Annotated in this window: 16 protein-coding genes; 11 read left to right on the top strand and 5 right to left on the bottom strand. The window is 63.2% G+C overall.

Annotated features, from left to right (window positions below; translation table 11 throughout):
• Positions 1-70: 70 nt before the first annotated feature.
• The 7 genes from LB543_RS00740 to LB543_RS00770 all read left to right on the top strand — a co-directional run bounded on the left by LB543_RS00740 (position 71) and on the right by LB543_RS00770 (position 6,951).
• A complete protein-coding gene (locus LB543_RS00740; protein WP_224612191.1) occupies positions 71-484 on the top strand; it encodes a DUF1636 family protein in 414 nt (137 codons plus the stop codon).
• Positions 481-1,269, top strand: coding sequence for an ABC transporter ATP-binding protein (locus LB543_RS00745; protein WP_224612202.1), 789 nt, complete (start codon positions 481-483; stop codon positions 1,267-1,269). Before LB543_RS00740 ends, LB543_RS00745 begins: the two co-directional genes overlap by 4 nt.
• 45 nt (positions 1,270-1,314) lie before the next feature.
• Positions 1,315-2,262 (top strand): ABC transporter substrate-binding protein, encoded by a 948-nt coding sequence (locus tag LB543_RS00750; RefSeq protein ID WP_140755671.1) that lies wholly within the window; start codon positions 1,315-1,317, stop codon positions 2,260-2,262.
• Positions 2,262-3,311: a FecCD family ABC transporter permease gene (locus tag LB543_RS00755; protein ID WP_224612204.1), complete on the top strand. Its 1,050-nt coding sequence runs from the start codon at positions 2,262-2,264 to the stop codon at positions 3,309-3,311. Before LB543_RS00750 ends, LB543_RS00755 begins: the two co-directional genes overlap by 1 nt.
• Positions 3,312-3,456: 145 nt before the next feature.
• The gene (locus tag LB543_RS00760) at positions 3,457-3,936 is read left to right on the top strand and encodes a MarR family winged helix-turn-helix transcriptional regulator (RefSeq protein WP_140755669.1); all 480 of its coding nucleotides are present in this window, start codon (positions 3,457-3,459) and stop codon (positions 3,934-3,936) included.
• On the top strand, positions 3,933-5,111 hold the full coding sequence (locus LB543_RS00765) for an HlyD family secretion protein (protein ID WP_140755667.1): 1,179 nt from the start codon (positions 3,933-3,935) through the stop codon (positions 5,109-5,111). Before LB543_RS00760 ends, LB543_RS00765 begins: the two co-directional genes overlap by 4 nt.
• 304 nt (positions 5,112-5,415) lie before the next feature.
• The gene (locus tag LB543_RS00770) at positions 5,416-6,951 is read left to right on the top strand and encodes a DHA2 family efflux MFS transporter permease subunit (RefSeq protein ID WP_140755665.1); all 1,536 of its coding nucleotides are present in this window, start codon (positions 5,416-5,418) and stop codon (positions 6,949-6,951) included.
• A gap of 51 nt (positions 6,952-7,002) precedes the next feature.
• Here LB543_RS00770 and LB543_RS00775 read toward each other — a convergent pair whose 3' ends face one another.
• Together LB543_RS00775 and LB543_RS00780 are read right to left on the bottom strand one after the other, a co-directional pair.
• Complete coding sequence (locus tag LB543_RS00775; RefSeq protein WP_140755663.1) at positions 7,003-7,518, bottom strand: CAP domain-containing protein; 516 nt, start codon at positions 7,516-7,518, stop codon at positions 7,003-7,005.
• 79 nt (positions 7,519-7,597) lie between these two features.
• Positions 7,598-8,821 (bottom strand): TadE/TadG family type IV pilus assembly protein, encoded by a 1,224-nt coding sequence (locus tag LB543_RS00780; RefSeq protein ID WP_140755661.1) that lies wholly within the window; start codon positions 8,819-8,821, stop codon positions 7,598-7,600.
• A 248-nt stretch (positions 8,822-9,069) separates the two neighbouring features.
• Between LB543_RS00780 and LB543_RS00785 the strand changes: the two genes are divergently transcribed.
• Entirely contained in the window at positions 9,070-9,894 is an 825-nt protein-coding gene (locus tag LB543_RS00785; RefSeq protein WP_224590430.1) for a DUF2189 domain-containing protein, read from the top strand.
• 4 nt (positions 9,895-9,898) lie between these two features.
• On the opposite strand, the gene LB543_RS00790 is transcribed toward LB543_RS00785, so the two are convergent.
• Together LB543_RS00790 and LB543_RS00795 are read right to left on the bottom strand one after the other, a co-directional pair.
• Positions 9,899-10,531, bottom strand: coding sequence for a LysE family translocator (locus LB543_RS00790; protein ID WP_140755657.1), 633 nt, complete (start codon positions 10,529-10,531; stop codon positions 9,899-9,901).
• Between the two features lie 124 nt (positions 10,532-10,655).
• The gene (locus LB543_RS00795) at positions 10,656-12,641 is read right to left on the bottom strand and encodes a TadE/TadG family type IV pilus assembly protein (protein WP_224612206.1); all 1,986 of its coding nucleotides are present in this window, start codon (positions 12,639-12,641) and stop codon (positions 10,656-10,658) included.
• A 259-nt stretch (positions 12,642-12,900) separates the two neighbouring features.
• Here LB543_RS00795 and LB543_RS00800 point away from each other — a divergent pair, with 259 nt between their 5' ends.
• Entirely contained in the window at positions 12,901-13,761 is an 861-nt protein-coding gene (locus LB543_RS00800; RefSeq protein WP_224590426.1) for a TIGR01459 family HAD-type hydrolase, read from the top strand.
• A gap of 6 nt (positions 13,762-13,767) precedes the next feature.
• Entirely contained in the window at positions 13,768-14,748 is a 981-nt protein-coding gene (locus LB543_RS00805; RefSeq protein ID WP_224612849.1) for a bifunctional riboflavin kinase/FAD synthetase, read from the top strand.
• 31 nt (positions 14,749-14,779) lie between these two features.
• On the opposite strand, the gene LB543_RS00810 is transcribed toward LB543_RS00805, so the two are convergent.
• The gene (locus LB543_RS00810; RefSeq protein ID WP_140755653.1) at positions 14,780-15,334 is read right to left on the bottom strand and encodes an HdeD family acid-resistance protein; all 555 of its coding nucleotides are present in this window, start codon (positions 15,332-15,334) and stop codon (positions 14,780-14,782) included.
• 200 nt (positions 15,335-15,534) lie between these two features.
• On the opposite strand from LB543_RS00810, the gene LB543_RS00815 reads away from it, so the two are divergent.
• Positions 15,535-16,347, top strand: coding sequence for a MipA/OmpV family protein (locus tag LB543_RS00815; RefSeq protein ID WP_224612208.1), 813 nt, complete (start codon positions 15,535-15,537; stop codon positions 16,345-16,347).
• Positions 16,348-16,349 lie beyond the last annotated feature (2 nt).

Below are 16,349 nucleotides of genomic sequence, written 5' to 3' on the forward strand. Positions count from 1 at the left end.
ACGTGGACATCGGTCTTGTCGGCCGGTCGACCAACATCCTTCCGTCGCCAGTTTTGAAAGTGACGGGAAGTTGGACGGCGCAATCGATCGTATTCACCCCGGCTCCATGCACCAGATCATCGTGTGCACTCTTTGCCGCGACGTGCCGACCGGCGTCAGGTCGGGCGAAGGTTTGTGCGCCGAGTTGCGCTCCCGCCTCTCGGCCCAGCCCGACGTGGCGCATGGTTTCACGGTCGAGGGCGTGACTTGCATGGCGGGTTGCGCGCGTCCCCTGGCGGTGGCTTTCCAGGCGCCAGGCAAGGCAGCCTATCTCTTCGGGTCGATCGACGCGCAGGCCGACGCTGCCGATCTCGTGCGGTTTGCCAGGCTTTACGCTTCGCTTCCCGACGGCTGGTGCAATTCCGGACAACGTCCGCCGCGCCTGGCCGGCAAGACGCTGGCCCGCATCCCGGGAGCCGGCAAGCTGGCGAATGGCAATCGATGACAACGCCGCTTCTCGATGCGCGCGACCTGGGCGCGACGGCGAATGGCCGGCATCTGGTCCATGCCGTCAGCCTGTCGGTGACATCAGGTGACCGCCTCGCCATCATTGGTCCCAACGGCGCCGGCAAGACCACGCTACTGCGCATGTTGTCCGGCATGCTCAGGCCGAGCTTCGGAGAGGTGAAGCTCGGCGGGCGGCGCCTGGATGGGATTTCGCCCGCCGAACGGGCCCTGCATATCGCCGTCGTGGGCCAGGCCGACCAGCCGGACCCACGGCTGGCGGTGATCGATTATGTCGAGCTTGGCCGCGTCCCGCATGCCGGCCTGAGGCGCCGCGGCGAGGAACGCGACATTGTCGTGGACGCGCTGCGCCGGACCGGCCTGTTGCCGCTGCTCGGCCGGACCATCGGCTCGCTGTCTGGTGGCGAACGCCAGCGCGCCCAGCTTGCACGTGCCATCGCGCAGGAGCCCAAAATCCTGTTCCTCGACGAGCCGACCAACCACCTCGACCCGCGCGCCCGTGCGGAATTGCTCGAACTGGTGGCCGGCTTCGGCATGACGGTGATCGCGGTGCTGCACGATCTGACGCTGGTGGCACCCTTCGCCACCAGGGTCGCGGTGATGAACGAGGCCCGGCTGCAGGCGCTGGCGCCGCCGCACGAGGCGCTGACGCAGCAGCTGATCCGCGAGATTTTCGGCGTCGACGTGTTTCGCCTGCGCCATCCCACCGAGGACCGCGAACTGACGGTGTTCGACCTTCCGAACCGCGCCGCACCGCCGTCCTGATCAAATCCATCCTTATCCGACACGTTCAACCAAGGAGCAAAGTCCGTGAAACGCCTCGCCTTGTCCCTCGTCGTCTCGCTGCTGGCCTCGACGGCCTTTGCCTTCCCCGTCACCGTCGACAGCTGCGGCAAGCCGCTGACCTTCGACGCGCCGCCGAAGCGCGCCGTCATCCATGATCTCAACATGGCCGAGATGGCCTTCGCGCTGAAGCTGCAGCCATCTATCGTCGGCCTGACCGGTATCACCGGATGGTACAAGGTCGCCCCCGAATTCAAGGCTGAGCAGGGCTCCATTCCCGAACTGGCGCCGAAATATCCGACGCTGGAGAATCTCATCGCCGTCGAGCCCGACTTCTTCTTCGCCGGCTGGTACTACGGCATGAAGCCCGGCGGCGAGGTGACCCCCGACACGCTCGCACCGCACGGCATCAAGACGCTGGTGCTGACCGAAAGCTGCGTCCATCTCGACAAGAGCCGCCCGGCCGCCTCCATGGACCTGCTCTATGGCGACGTCGAAAAGCTGGGCAAGGTCTTCGGCAAGGAGGCGGAAGCGGAAAAGCTTGTCGCCGGCTGGAAGGCGCAACTCGCCGATATCATCGCCAAGGTCGGCAGCGCCAAGGGAACACGCGTGTTCCTGTACGATTCCGGCGAGGACAAGCCGTTTACCGCGGGAAAGTTCGCCATCCCCAGCGCCATGATATCGGCAGCCGGCGGCGACAACATCATGGCCGACATGGATACTAGCTGGGGCAACACGGATTGGGAAACGGTGGCGGCGCGCAATCCGCAATTCCTCATCCTGCTCGATTATCAGGACGGCGGCGGTTACAGGAAACTGCTCGATTTCCTGAAGGCGCACCCGGCGATGAAGGAGACGGACGCGGTCAGGAACGAGCGCTTCGTGGCGCTTCGCTATGCCGAACTGACGCCAGGACCGGCGAACATCGAAGCCATCGGCAAGATCGCCAGGGCGATGCATCCGGAAGCGTTCTGATGGGTCTTGCCCGAGAGCACAAATCCGGCGCGCTTTCAGGGCACAAGGCCTTCACGCTGGCCATGACGGCGGGCGCGGTGGCGCTCGTCGCTCTCGCGCTGCTGTCGATCGCTTACGGCTCGACGCTGATACCTCTAACCGATGTCGTCGCCGCCCTTGGCCGTGCCATCGGGCTGGATGAGCCCGGGATATCGGGCCCGGTCGGCAAGATCGTCGTCGACTTGCGGCTGCCGCGCACGATCCTGGCGATCTGTGTCGGCGGCGGGCTGGGTATCGTCGGCGCGCTTTTGCAGACGGTGACCCGCAACGACCTTGCCGACCCTTTCCTGTTCGGCCTGTCGTCGGGGGCCGCTGCCGGCGCGGTTTCCGTCATCACCGTCTTTGGTGACAGCTTCGGCATCTGGACCTTGCCTGTGGCTGCGTTCACCGGCGGCATACTCGCCGCCTCCATCGTGCTTTTGCTGGTGGCGCGGGTGAGGGGGCAAGGTCCCGAACGGCTGATCCTCGCCGGCCTTGCCGTCTCTTTCATGTTCACGGCCTTGACCAACTATCTGGTTTTTGCCGGCGACCAGCGCGCGGCCCATTCGGTGCTGTTCTGGACCATGGGCGGGCTCGGGCTGGCGCGCTGGGACAATGTGTGGCTGGGCGCGGTGGGCGCTGGCACGATCGCGGCCTACGGACTGTGGAACCACCGCAAGCTGGACGCTTTCCTGGCCGGCGAAAGCGCCGCCGAAAGTCTCGGCGTGCCGGTGGCCCGCATGCGCAGGACGACATTTCTCGTGGCGGCTTTCTCGACGGCAATCCTCGTCTCGGTCGCCGGCGTCATCGGCTTTGTCGGATTGATGATCCCGCATCTGTCGCGGCCACTGGCCGGTCCCTTGCATCTGCGCCTGATCGCAAGTTGCGCGGTTTTCGGGGCGGTGCTCCTGCTGGCAAGCGATCTTCTGGCCCGGACCTTGCTGCCGCCGCAGGAACTGCCGATCGGCATCATCACCAGCTCGCTCGGCGCGTTCTTCGTCGTCACCATGGTTGTTCGAAACCGCCTTTGAAGACGGCGTCCGCGCGTTTCGCATGGGAAGGGCGTTCACCTGTCGCTAACCAGGATCGCGTTGCAGACCTGCCATGCGCATTTTTCCGGCTTTCGTGGCGATGTGGTATCTTGATTAGTAAGCACGCTTATTATATGTATCGCTCATGGTTTCAGATGGCATCGACAGACTGGGATTTTTGATCCACGACGTGCAGCGCCTGATGCGCAAGCGCTTCGAGGCGCGCGCCAGTGGGCTCGGCCTGTCCTCGGCGCAGTGGCGGCTTCTGGTCCGCGTTGCCAAGGAGGCGGGCGTTGCACAGGCGCGGCTCGCCGAACTGCTCGAAATCGAGCCGATCAGCGTCTCACGCCTGGTCGACCGGATGGAGGAGGGCGGCTGGATCGAACGCCGCTCCGACGCGGCCGACCGGCGCGTGCGGATGATCTTCCCAACCGAGAAGGCGAATGCGGCCTATGCGGACGTCAAGAGCCTTGCTGGCGAGGTCTATGAGGAATCGCTCAGCGGCGTTTCGCCGGAAGACCGGCGCGTCCTGATCCGGGCGCTGGATGTAATGGTACAGAATCTGACGGACAGCGAAGCTTCGTCGCTTGAAAAGATCAAGAGTTCGGAAGGTGCGGCAGCATGAACGCGGTAGCCAAGGTTGAAGAAAACGCTCCCAAGGTGGAGATGGAAGCGCCGGCCCAGCCGGCTGCCGCCCCTGTCGCGGTCACTCCTCCCGTGCAGCCGGTCGCGGCGCCGAAGAAGAAGCGCCGCATCGGCCGCTTCTTCCTGATGTTTGCCTTACCGGCGGCATTGATCATCGGCGGCGGCTATGTCTGGGTGACGGGCGGGCGCTACCAGGAAACGGAAAACGCCAATCTGCAGCAGGCCAAGGTATCGATCGCCTCTGACACGGCCGGCCGTATCGTTCAGGTCGCCATATCGGACAATCAGACGGTGAAGCAGGGCGATCTCCTGTTCGCCATCGACCCCGAGCCCTACCGGATCGCGCTTGCACAGGCTGACGCCGCGGTGGCTGCCGCGCGCCTCAATGTCGAGCAGCTGCGCGCCGCTTACAGCCAGGCGATGGCGCAGGAGAAATCCGCCAGCAGCGAAGTTGCGTATGCGCAGTCGCAATATGACCGTGCCGCCGATCTCGCGCAGAAGGGCATCAACGCCAAGTCCTCGCTGGATCAGGCCAGGAATGATCTCGACAAGGCAAAACAGCAGCTCGCCGTTGCCGAACAGGGCATCGTCAGCGCCAAGGCGGCGCTCGGCGGCAATCCCGATATCGAGACAGACAAGCATCCGACCGTGATGTCGGCGCTCGCCGCGCGCGACAAGGCTGCCTATGACCTGGCGCAGACCACGGTGAAGGCGCCTGCCGATGGTCTTGTCTATCAAGCCGCGTCCTTCAAGGTCGGCCAGTATGTCGGCTCCGGCACACCGTTGTTTGCGCTGGTCGAAACCGGCGACACCTGGATCGACGCCAATTTCAAGGAAACCCAACTCACCAACATGAAGCCTGGTCAGAAGGCGGAGATCGTGGTCGACACCTATCCGGGCAGGACCTTCGAGGCGACTGTCAAGGCTATCGGTGCCGGCACCGGCGCGGACTTCTCGCTGCTGCCCGCCCAGAACGCCACGGGCAATTGGGTCAAGGTGACCCAGCGCATTCCGGTACGCCTGGAACTGACCGATGCCGACGCCAAGATGGCGCTGCGTACCGGCATGAGCGCTTCGGTTACTGTCGATACGGGCGTGGCGCGTGGCTGGCCGTCGATCTTCGGCCACGCCACGGCCGGCGAGCCCGCGCAGTAAGTCAGCGGAAGCCCGCCGGGACCAGGCGGGTGGAGGCGAGTTACAGGATTGGTCTGATGGGAGCGGTGGGTAGGATCAGTATTTGGGTCGGGCCGCGTGGCTGCCCAAGATCTGAAATCTTCGATACGGACCCGTCGGTCCTCTGGTTTCCGGGCGGCATGCATCCGCTCGTCAGAGACTTTCAGTCGATGTAACCCCCACATCGATAGTCGCGTCCCACCGCGACGAAGGTCTCTCGACGGAAGGCTTTGCCGCCCGGAAACCCGGTGTACACGTTTCTGTTACCTTCTGGAAGTTCTGCGCCATGAGCACGTCCGAACCGTTCAAAGAAGTGCCGCATCGTGGCCTGATCACGGTCGCGCTAATGCTGGCGACCATCATGCAGGCGCTCGACACCACGATCGCCAACGTCGCGCTGCCGACCATGACCGGCGATCTCGGCGCCTCGCCCGACAACATCAACTGGGTGCTGACCTCCTACATCGTCGCCGCCGCCATCATGACGCCTGTCACCGGCTGGCTCGCCGACCGTTTCGGCCGCAAGGAACTGTTCCTGACGGCGGTGGTCGGCTTCACCATCTTCTCGATGTTGTGCGGCCTGGCGTGGAGCCTGGAAACGATCGTGCTCTTCCGGCTGATGCAAGGTGTGTTCGGCGCCGCGATCGTGCCGCTGTCGCAGACCTTCCTGCTCGACATCAACCCCAAGGAGCGCCATGGCCAGGCAATGGCCATATGGGGCGCCGGCATCATGCTGGGACCGATCCTCGGCCCCACGCTTGGCGGCTGGCTGACCGAGAATTTCAACTGGCGCTGGGTGTTCTTCATCAACCTGCCGGTCGGCATCCTCGCCTTCCTTGGCATGGCCGCCTATCTGCCGGCCGTTGCCCGGCGGGTGCGCAGCTTCGATTTCTTCGGCTTTGCCATGATATCGCTCGGCGTCGGCGCTCTCCAGCTGATGCTCGATCGCGGTGGCGAGGTCGACTGGTTTTCCTCGATCGAGATCTGGATCGAACTTGGCCTTTCGATCACCGGCTTCTGGGTGTTCATCATTCACACGGTGACATCGGAACATCCCTTCATCGATCCGAAGATTTTCCTCGATCGCAATTTCGTGACCGGGCTGGCGTTCATCTTCGTCATGGGCGTGCTGATCCTGGCCTCGATGTCGCTGCTGCCGCCGATGCTGTCGACCATCTTCGGCTATCCGACCGTCACTATCGGCATCGTGATCGGGCCGCGTGGCGTCGGCACCATGATTTCGATGCTCGTCGTCGGGCGCATCATGGGCAAGATCGATGCCAGGATCCTCGTCGTCATCGGTTTCCTTCTGACCGCGCAGTCGCTCTACACCATGGCCAGCTTCACCCCGCAGATGGACAACTGGCTGATCCTCAGCTCCGGTGTGATCCAGGGCCTGGGCATGGGAATGGTGTTCGTGCCGCTGTCTACGGTTGCCTTCGCCACGCTCGACGCCCGTTACCGCACCGATGCAACCTCGTTGTTCAGCCTGGTGCGCAATCTTGGCTCATCGATCGGCGTATCGGTCGTGACGGTGCTGCTGGTGCGTAACACGCAGGTCAATCACGCCGAGCTCTCAGCCTTCATCAATCCGTTCAATCCCAATCTCTGGGCGGTCTCGCCGGCCGCCGCCGGCGGCGATCCGACGGCGCTGTCGCAGGTCGATCGCATAGTCAATCTCCAGGCGATGATGATCTCCTACGTCGACGACTTCAAAATACTGATGGTGATGACGCTGGTCGCCATCCCGTTTGTGTTCCTGTTGCGCAAGCCGAAAGCCAGTCCGGCCGGCGGCGGCGCGCCCGCCGCCCATATGGACTGATGTAGCGGCTGCTCGTCAGGGGATGTCCGCTGCCTGCCGGCGATATCTCCGCTACCTGCCGAGAACCAGCGACCAGTAGCGCAGGTTGGGATCGCGGCCGTCACGGACATAGGCAAGCCCGAAGCGGCTGAAGTCCGGATCGAGTATGTTGCGCCGGTGTCCCTGCGAATGCATCCAGATGTCGAACAGCTTCTGTTGGTCGAAGCGGCCGGCCGCGATGTTCTCGGCCGCGGCACCGTGTACGCCATTGTCCTTCATCCGCGAGGCGAAATCCTTGCCCCAGCCGGTCGTGTGGCTCATGTTTTCACGCTGCGCCATATAGCCGGCCTGCTGGAGTGCCGCTTGCTCCAACTGTGTATCGGCGACCAATGGACCGAGCCCAGCCGAGGTGCGCAGGCCCGCCAGCGTGCCGGTTGCCGAGGAAGAAACCCCGCCGCCTTGCCCGGTCGGCACCGAGACGGTGCCGCAGGCGGCAAGCCCGAGCAAGGCCGCGAGGCCAGCCGCCTTGAGCCATGTGCGCCTGTTCAAGTTCGCGATCCGGTCGCAATCGATTCTCGAAGTGGTCATGCCGGCCTGAGATAGTCGCGATCATGGCTTTTGCCGGGCAGGGTGATGAAAATCTGAAAGTCGAATGGCGGTTTTCCGCTTATTTCACAAGCGTGACGAGGCGGCTGGCGTACATATCGCGATTTCCGAATACGGCCGTGCAGTCGGTCTTGATGGATGAGTTGCCTGTCATCTGCACTGTCAAGCCAACAAGCCTCAGGCAGTCGCCCTGACCACTCATATCCGAGTTGCCGGCGAACGAAACGGCCGCGTCAGGCGCATAGACGAATCCGCTGATCACGGAATTTGCGCCGCCATTCAGTGTCAAGGCCGATGTGTTCCCGCGGCTCTGGTAGATGGTGATGCCGGCGTAAGGCCCGCTGGTTGGCGGGGAAAGGTTCACCTTTTCATTGGCATTTATATAGATCTGTGCCCCCTCCACGAGGAATATGGTCACGCCCTGGCCGCTCAGGCTGCCGTTACCTCCCGGCTTCAAGGTGACGCCGCGCAAGATGTAGACGCCCGGGTTGAGAGTGATGTTTCCCGACAATGTCTTGTCGCAATAGGTGCCGGGCGATAGCGTGTATGTTTTTCCGTTCGGCACCTGCATGCAGAACGTGTAAGGGGGAGGGACGATGTCCGCCAGGGGGTCGAAGGACGCATATTGATGTACGAGCGGCGCGCCGCAGGTGAGATTGGCATTGGGCGGTGAAAGCCCGGAAGTGCCGCCGACGGTCGAGACGCAGCCCGCCGAAACCAGCGCGGAACCGCCTCTGCTGACGGCATCGGACGCGTCCGAGTTTGCCGCGATCACGCAGTTGCTCATGGCGACATCGGTCGAGCCTTGCAGGCTTACCGCGGCCGACGCATGCGGATCGAGCGCCAGCACGCAGGCCTGTGAACCCGGGTGCATCTTGACCGTCGCCGATCGGCGAGCTGGCCAGGGGGCCGCGCCATTGATGAAGCTCGGACGGTTGATGCCTGACGAAAGCGAGATGTAATAGGCACTCGAGTCGCCGCTGGCGGTGGCCGAAAAAGCGGAGACGCTGTCTGAATATTCCTGTTGGTCAGCGACGCTCATATTGGCTGCAAAGAATGTCAGACCAAGTCCCTGGACATCGGTCGCGCTCATGCTGGGCAGGTACTTGGTGCCGACGGCAAGCCCAGCCGCGTCCAGCGAGTTCTGCAATTGCGCAGCGTCGTCGCTTGTGCCCGTCAGATCGAGGGTGCCGGCGACGACAGCCATTATCGGCAGCATCGCGACGGCAGTCGCCATGGCAAAATTGCCGCGCTCCGAAGACCAGAAGCCCTTCAATCCGAACATCGCCCCTCGCCAAGATTTATAAAGCTCAGGTGATAAGCCCTGGGTCTCTACGAGTAATTTAAGCAATAACTAAAATGCAGAGATTCTAAGTGAACTCGGTGGTGGACCAAACGAAGGCCGCCCAGCAAGCATAATGAGACGCGGCGACAATCCCGGGAAGATCGGCTATGATGCCAGCGTTCTTGAAGTGGCAGCTACGGGCGGCCACCCTAGGCGGTGACCGCCCCCGGAAAAAACGGAGGTAGGTTATGGCCGGCTTTCACGTCATGGCGGACGCGCACGGAATGCATGTGCAACCTGCGGTCCGCCGCATTTCCACGCCAGACCTCTGGGACGCGCTCAGGCTTGGCGCAGAGGACTTCTGGGCCAAGCCCTCGCATTACGTGTTCCTGTGCCTGATTTATCCGATCGTCGGCCTGATCCTGACGCAATGGACGTCCGGCTCCAACGCCATCCAGCTCGTCTATCCCTTGATGTCGGGCTTTGCCCTTGTCGGCCCCTTCGCGGCGATCGGGCTCTATGAGATCAGCCGCCGGCGCGAGCTCGGCATGAACACCAACTGGCGACACGCCCTCGATGTGCGCCGCTCATCGGCGCTGCCCTCGATAGCAGCCATCGGCATCATGCTGTTCGCGCTGTTCCTGTTGTGGCTGTTCACGGCGCAGTCGATCTACACCAGCCTTTTTGGCGGCGAGCCGCCGGCTTCGATCGGGGCCTTCCTGCGCGATGTGCTGACGACCAGCAAGGGCTGGACACTGATCCTTCTCGGCAACGCGGCAGGCTTGGTCTTCGCGGTGGTCGTGCTGGCGACCACGGTCGTTACCTTCCCGCTTTTGCTTGATCGTGATGTCGGCGCCGTTTCCGCAATAGAGACCTCGGCGCGCGCGGTCATGACAAATCCGCTGCAGATGGCGCTCTGGGGTCTGATCGTCGCGGTGCTGCTGGTGATCGGCTCTATCCCGTTGTTTGCCGGTCTCGCCGTCGTCATGCCGATCCTCGGGCACGCCACCTGGCATCTCTACCGCAAGGTGGTCGAGCCGGCCCAGATCCGGCCTCCGCGCCGTCCGATGTGACGAATCAGCGCTGCGCGTCGGTCGCCATCTTCAGCGCCAGCGCCGTCAGCACGGTTCCCATCATCCAGCGCTGGATCACCAGCCATAGCGGTCGTCCGGCGAGGAAGGTTGCGATCGAGCCGGCCGTCAGTGCGATGATGGCATTGACGCTGAGGCTGATCGAGATCTGCGTCGCGCCCAGCACCAGAAGCTGTGACAGGACATGGCCCTTGCCGGGGCTGATGAACTGCGGCAGCAGCGACAGATAGAGAACGGCCACCTTGGGATTGAGCAGATTGGTCATCAATCCCATGGCGAACAGCTTGCGCGGCCGGTCCTGCGGCAGGTCGCGCACCTGGAACGGCGAGCGTCCGCCGGGTTTCACCGCCTGCCAGGCCAACCACAGGAGATAGAGCACGCCGGCAAAGCGCAACACGTCGTAGGCGAATGGCACGGCGAGCAGCAGCGCGGTTATGCCGAACGCCGCCGACAGCACGTAGAACAGGAAGCCGACCGCAACGCCGCCAAGCGAGATCAGTCCGGCCTTCGGCCCTTGCGACAGCGAGCGCGAGATCAGGTAGATCATGTTGGGGCCCGGCGTCAGCACCATACCGAGGCAGACCAGCGCGAAGGCGAGATGGTTGGCGGTGTCGGGCATTGTTCGTTCCCCAGCATCTCGCGATGGATTCGCGATCTCGCGAGCGGCCAATCTGTGCCTGTCCCGACAGGTGGCTGCAAGAGCTTGGCGCCGCCTAGGCGTTACGCCAGAGAGCGGTTCTAGATTAGCCGACCACACGCAGGTTCGACAGTTCGTTGCCGATTTCCTTGAAGTCGTTTGCCAGGCTGGCGCCGGTCGCATTCCAGAACAGCTTCGCCGGTTTGCTCGGATCCGTCGCATCCTTGCGGAAGCGCGACTCCGACGAGCAGGATTTCAGCGCATCGATCGCCAGCTTGTCGCTGGCCTTGGTCGTCGACAGGTCGAGCGCCACCGTCATCACCATGATGTTGGCTGCCTTGGCGTTGTTGCAAAGCGTGGCCATCTGCTCGTTGAGCGCGTTGGTGTAGTTGCCGTTCGAATAGTCTAACCGACCGATGGCGCTCGATGTGCCCATGAACAGGCGGCCGACCGAGGTGCCGTTATATCCTGGGTTGAGATAGCCGTAGGATGCGTAGGTCGATTTCGAATTGGCGGGATCCGAGTAGCCCAGCGAGGAAGGTGTGTAATAGGTGTTGGCGCCGTCGGTCAGCACGATCACCACCTTGTCGTTACCTCGTTCGGTTTCCGGCCGCCCTTGCGTGAACGGTTCTCCGCTCGAGACCACCCGCCAGCCCCAGGCCATGCCCTCGGGAACATTGGTGCCGCCATTCGGCTGCATCAGGTCGATCGCCGCTTTGATCGAGGTGAGCCCGTCGGCGACGCTGACATCGGTCAACGGCGTGATCGGGTTGGTGGTGCAGCTGTAATTCGGCCCGTTGCCGGCCGGCAGCGCAGGCGCATCGATCGGCCGCGGCTGGAAATACTTGGCCATGTTGCGCAGCCGCGATTGGCCGCTGCCGCTCGTAGGATCGTCGTTCCACCAGCTGTTGACGGCGCCATAAGTTGCCGGCGGGGCTTCGTCGGGGTCCTGGGTGAGCTTCCAGTGATTGCCGGGTTCGTCCGGAGCGAACATGGGTACGAACATCGTTGCCGGATCGCCGACGCCGATGCCGGTGTTGGCCGAGCCACCGGACGGCGCGGCGTCGTTGACATTGTAGGGATAGGGCCGGGCCTCGACGCAGCCTTGCCAACTGGCGAACGGACCGTAGGAATCGATATAGTCATATTCGTTGTGGCTGCTTTTGCAGGTGTTGTTCGAATTGTATTGGTCGCAGACCACGCGCTTGCTGTTGACGACGCGCTCGTGATTGGTGACGACCTGCATGTCGCGGTAGAGCGAGAACCGGGTCAGCATCTGGCCTTCCCCGGTTCCCCAGCCAGTGCCGCGCTTGTACCAGATACCGTTGGTTTGCTGAGCGTATTTGTTGGCGGCATTCAGCGTCGACCAGTCGAAATTCTCGTTCGACACCGGCGACAGCCCCTCTGTGTCCATCCACGACGCATTGCCATTCCCGGGGCCGACATTGACCGAGGCGGCAAAAGGCACGAGGCCGAATTGCACGGGCTTGTCGACCTGCTTGATCATGATCGCCTGCTGGGCCAGCGTGTCGACCAACTGCTTGGAAGCGGTCTTGAGAAGATCGATGCGCTTTTGTCCCGAGCCCGTGCCGAGCGTGGTCATCGATCCGGAATTGTCGAGCACCAGGGCAACTTCCAGCGTGTTCTTCAGCCGCACTTGCGAGGTGACGTCGAAGCTGAGCCTCTGATTCGCATCGGTCGCCGATTTGCCGACGAGTTGGGCGAAGGCGGGGTAGAAATAGGGTTTGTAGTTGAGCCGGGCGGTCATCGTCAGCAGGCCGCCGCCGCTGGTGTTGCTCGGCAAGGTGACGTTGAGCGTCGCGCTCGCGGGATCGATATCGTTCAAATTGGCGTTGAAGAAATCGAGCGCATAGGCTCTCAACTGGTCGTCGGTCGCACCTTCCGTCAGCCGGCGGGCCGTGGCGAAGTTGGCGGCGTCGAGCGCATTCATCACCATCTGCTTTTCACGGTTCATTTCCGTGAAGTCGACGGCGATCGCTAGGCCGCCCATCAGCGGCACCATGGCCACAACCGTCATGAGAGCATAGTTGCCGCGCCTGTCGCGGCGGAACTGACGCCAGATTTCATGCATGTCTTGAAGCGGCCCCCGCCGACGGATTCTCGGTCGGCGCCAGCTTTCCACAAAACGCTGAAGGACGGGTTTGGGAAACCGCTCTATTGCTTGGTCGGCGCTTCACCAACCGCTAACCAATCAAAGCCGCGGCTTGCGCCGCAATTCGTGCCGATCAAGGCGAAAGCTGGTGACAGCTTGGACCGGTTCGGATAATTCGAACCGGCTGCGGCGAACCGTCGGCCGCCGCACCCGCAACGATCATACTGAAGGAAACGGCATGGCGGATTCGCCTGAAATCGTCGGCTCGCTCGAAGACGTCTCGAAAGCCTATTCGGCAATTCTCTGCGACGTCTGGGGCGTGGTGCACAATGGCGAATGGCATTTTCCCGCGGCCGCGGCCGCGCTGGCGGCGGCAAGGGCGGCCGGCACTCCTGTCGTTCTGATCACCAATTCGCCGCGCCGCAGCGCCGACGTCGTGGCACAGATGAGCGTGATCGGCGTCCCGCCATCAGCCTACGACCGCGTGGTGACCTCGGGCGACGTGACACGCGATCTGATCGCGGAGGGCCCTCGCAAGATCTTCCACATCGGCGCCGACCGCGATTTGACCCTTTATGATGGCCTCGACGTCGAACTCGTCGAGGAATTCGAGGCCGCCGGCGTCGTGTGCACCGGGTTCTTCGACGACGAGGTCGAAAAACCCGAGGACTATACGGAACTGCTGCGCCGGTTGCGTGCCAGGAACCTGCCGTTCATCTGCGCCAATCCCGATATCATGGTTGAACGCGGCGAACGGATCATCTGGTGCGCCGGTGCGCTCGCGCGTGACTACGCGCAGCTCGGCGGTCGCACGCTGATCGCCGGAAAACCCTATGCGCCGATTTACGAGGTCGCGATGAAGGAGGTGGCCGAGATTCTCGGCCGGCCGGTTGGGCGTCCGCAAATACTGGCGATCGGCGACGGCATGTTTACCGACGTCAAGGGCGCGGCCGACAATGGTTTCGACGTTCTCTATGTCTCCGGCGGTATTCATGCCCGCGACTATGGCGATCCCTCCCGGCCGGATCCGGCAAGGCTCGGGCTCTTCCTGGAGCGGCACGGCTATCGCCCGGTGGCCGTCATCGCAAGACTGCAGTAGGTGGCAATGGTCGCGTTCCAGCATCTTACGACAACCGCGCCGTTGCCCGCCGATCTGCGAGGCGGCGTCGTGGCGATCGGCAATTTCGACGGCGTCCACCGTGGCCACCAGGCCGTGCTCGAACGGGCATTGGCGGAGGCCACGCAGCGTGGCGTGCCGGCCCTGGTGCTGACCTTCGAACCGCACCCGCGAACGGTTTTCAAGCCTGATCTGCCGCTTTTCGTGCTGACGCCACCACCGATGAAGGCGCGGCTCCTGTCGCTGCTGGGCTTTGCCGCACTCGTCGAGCAACCTTTCACGCGCGGCTTTGCCTCGCTGTCGGCGGAAGCCTTCGTCACCGACGTGCTGGAGAGGACGCTGGGCGTCACCCACGCCGTGACCGGCTTCGATTTCCATTTCGGCAAGGACCGCCAGGGCGGGCCGGCCTATCTGATGGCTGCCGGCGAGCGCCATGGCTTCGGTGTCACCCTCGTCGACGCCTTTCGCGACGAAGGCGCCGAGGTGATTTCGTCGAGCCGCATCCGTGCCTTGCTTTGCGAGGGCGAGGTGGCAGAGGCAGCCGGTCTGCTCGGCTATCGCTTCACTGTGGAAAGCGAGGTCGTCGGCGGCCAACAGCTCGGGCGAACGCTCGGCTTTCCCACAGCCAACATGAGGCTTCCGGCGGAAGCTACGCTCAAGGAAGGTATCTACGCCGTTCGCTTCCGGCGCGCCGACGGCACGCTGCACGACGGCGTCGCCAGTTTTGGCCGCCGCCCGACCGTCGATGACAACGGCGCGCCGCTCCTGGAAACCTTCATCTTCGATTTTTCCGGCGATCTCTATGGCGAGACTTGCGCGGTCTCGTTCTTCGGCTTCCTGCGCAGCGAGATCAAGTTCGACGGGCTCGATGCACTGGTGGTGCAGATGAAGCGCGATGAAGCCGAGGCACGCGCGCTGCTTGGCGGCGTCAAACCGCTGTCCAGTCTGGACGCGGCGGTGGCGTTCTGAAGCGTGACCCTAAAAAGGGGAAACGAGTTCCCTATTTCTTCAGCGCAAGACCGACGGCGATGAAGGTCCACCCTTGGAAGATCAGGTCGATCGCCAGGAATAGTCCGAGCACCCACAGGCTGTTGACCGGCCAGCCCATGGCGATGATCAGGCCCGCGAGCACGCTGATGACGCCCGCCGCGACAATCCAGCCCCAGCCGCGTTCCGGGCGGTGGCTGTAGCCGACCCAAGCCCGCAGCGCACCTGAAGCGACGAGCGCGACGGCCAGCAGGAAGGTCAGCACAGCCGAAGCCAGCAGCGGATTGTCGAAAGCGAAGAACCCTGCGACCGCATAGAGCAGTCCGCTGAGCAGCCAGTAGAAGAAGCGTCCCCAGGTCTTGACCCCGAAAGCATGCATGATCTCGATGACGCCGGCCACCAGCATCAGCCACCCCACGACATAGACGGAAGCCACCGTGGCGATGAACAGATTGCCGAAGGCGATGCCGCCGAGGACCAGCAGCACCACGCCCAGGCCGACAAACCACCCCCATTTGTCTCGCGTCTGGCCGATCGCGTTCTTCAATGTATCGCCGTGCAAGGTCATGTCGCCACCTCCATTGAAGACCGCCAGAATGCAAGGAGGTTACCCTTGGTGCCGACCCGCGTCCAGCCGACGGCGGGGCGGATGGCGCAGGCTCGTGGGGTGGCAATGCGAGCCGGACATCTCGCCCTTAAATCAAATTTTACCAAAGCCTCGTCAAAGCTGTCGCCGCAGGACAATTGTATCGTGTTAGTGGAGTGGCCATGAGTCCGGTCGGGAAGATTTCTATTGCCTTGGCTACCGTCGTGCTGGCGACGTCGAGCGCGGCCGAGGCCGGCGATGGCGCTTTCGGCTGGCTGTCCGGCGACTGGTATCTGACGGTCGGCGCGACCGGCCTGGTGGCGCCCAATTTCGAGGGCGGCAAGAAGTACATGCTGAGCGCCCAGCCCATCATTTCGCTGGGCAAGGCCGGCCCTGCTGCTCGCTTCACATCGCGCAACGACAATATTTCGCTGGCACTTGTCGACGATGGCGGCGTCCGTGCAGGCCTGACCGGCAAGTTCCTTTTCTCGCGCGACGATGGCGATGCCGACGAACTCAAGGGCTTGGATCCTGTCCGCTGGGGCGGCGAGGTCGGCGGCTTCTTCGAATTCTATCCGACGGACTGGATGCGCGCGCGTGCCGAATTGCGGCATGGCATCCGTGCCCATAACGGCTTTGTCGCCGACATCGCCGCCGATGCTTTCTACGACGTGACGCCAACCGTCCGGATTTCGGGTGGCCCGCGCGTGTCTTTTGCCTCGGCGAACTATTTCGATGCCTATTATGGCGTCAACGCGCAGGAAGCCGTGGCCTCGGGGCTGAGCCAGTACAATCCCGGCGGGGGCTTGAAATCCGTCGGCCTCGGTGGCGCCGTGACCTGGAAGGTGACCGATCCGATGACCGCCAGCCTGTTTGGCGAATATTCGCGCCTCGAGGGTCCGGCGGCCGATTCCAGCCTGGTCAAGGAGCGCGGCGACCGCAACCAGTTCATGGTCGGCGTGTCGACCACCTACCGCTTCGACTTCAAGATGTAAGC

The sequence above is a fragment of the Mesorhizobium sp. ESP7-2 genome (genome assembly GCF_020164715.1).
GTDB lineage: Bacteria > Pseudomonadota > Alphaproteobacteria > Rhizobiales > Rhizobiaceae > Mesorhizobium.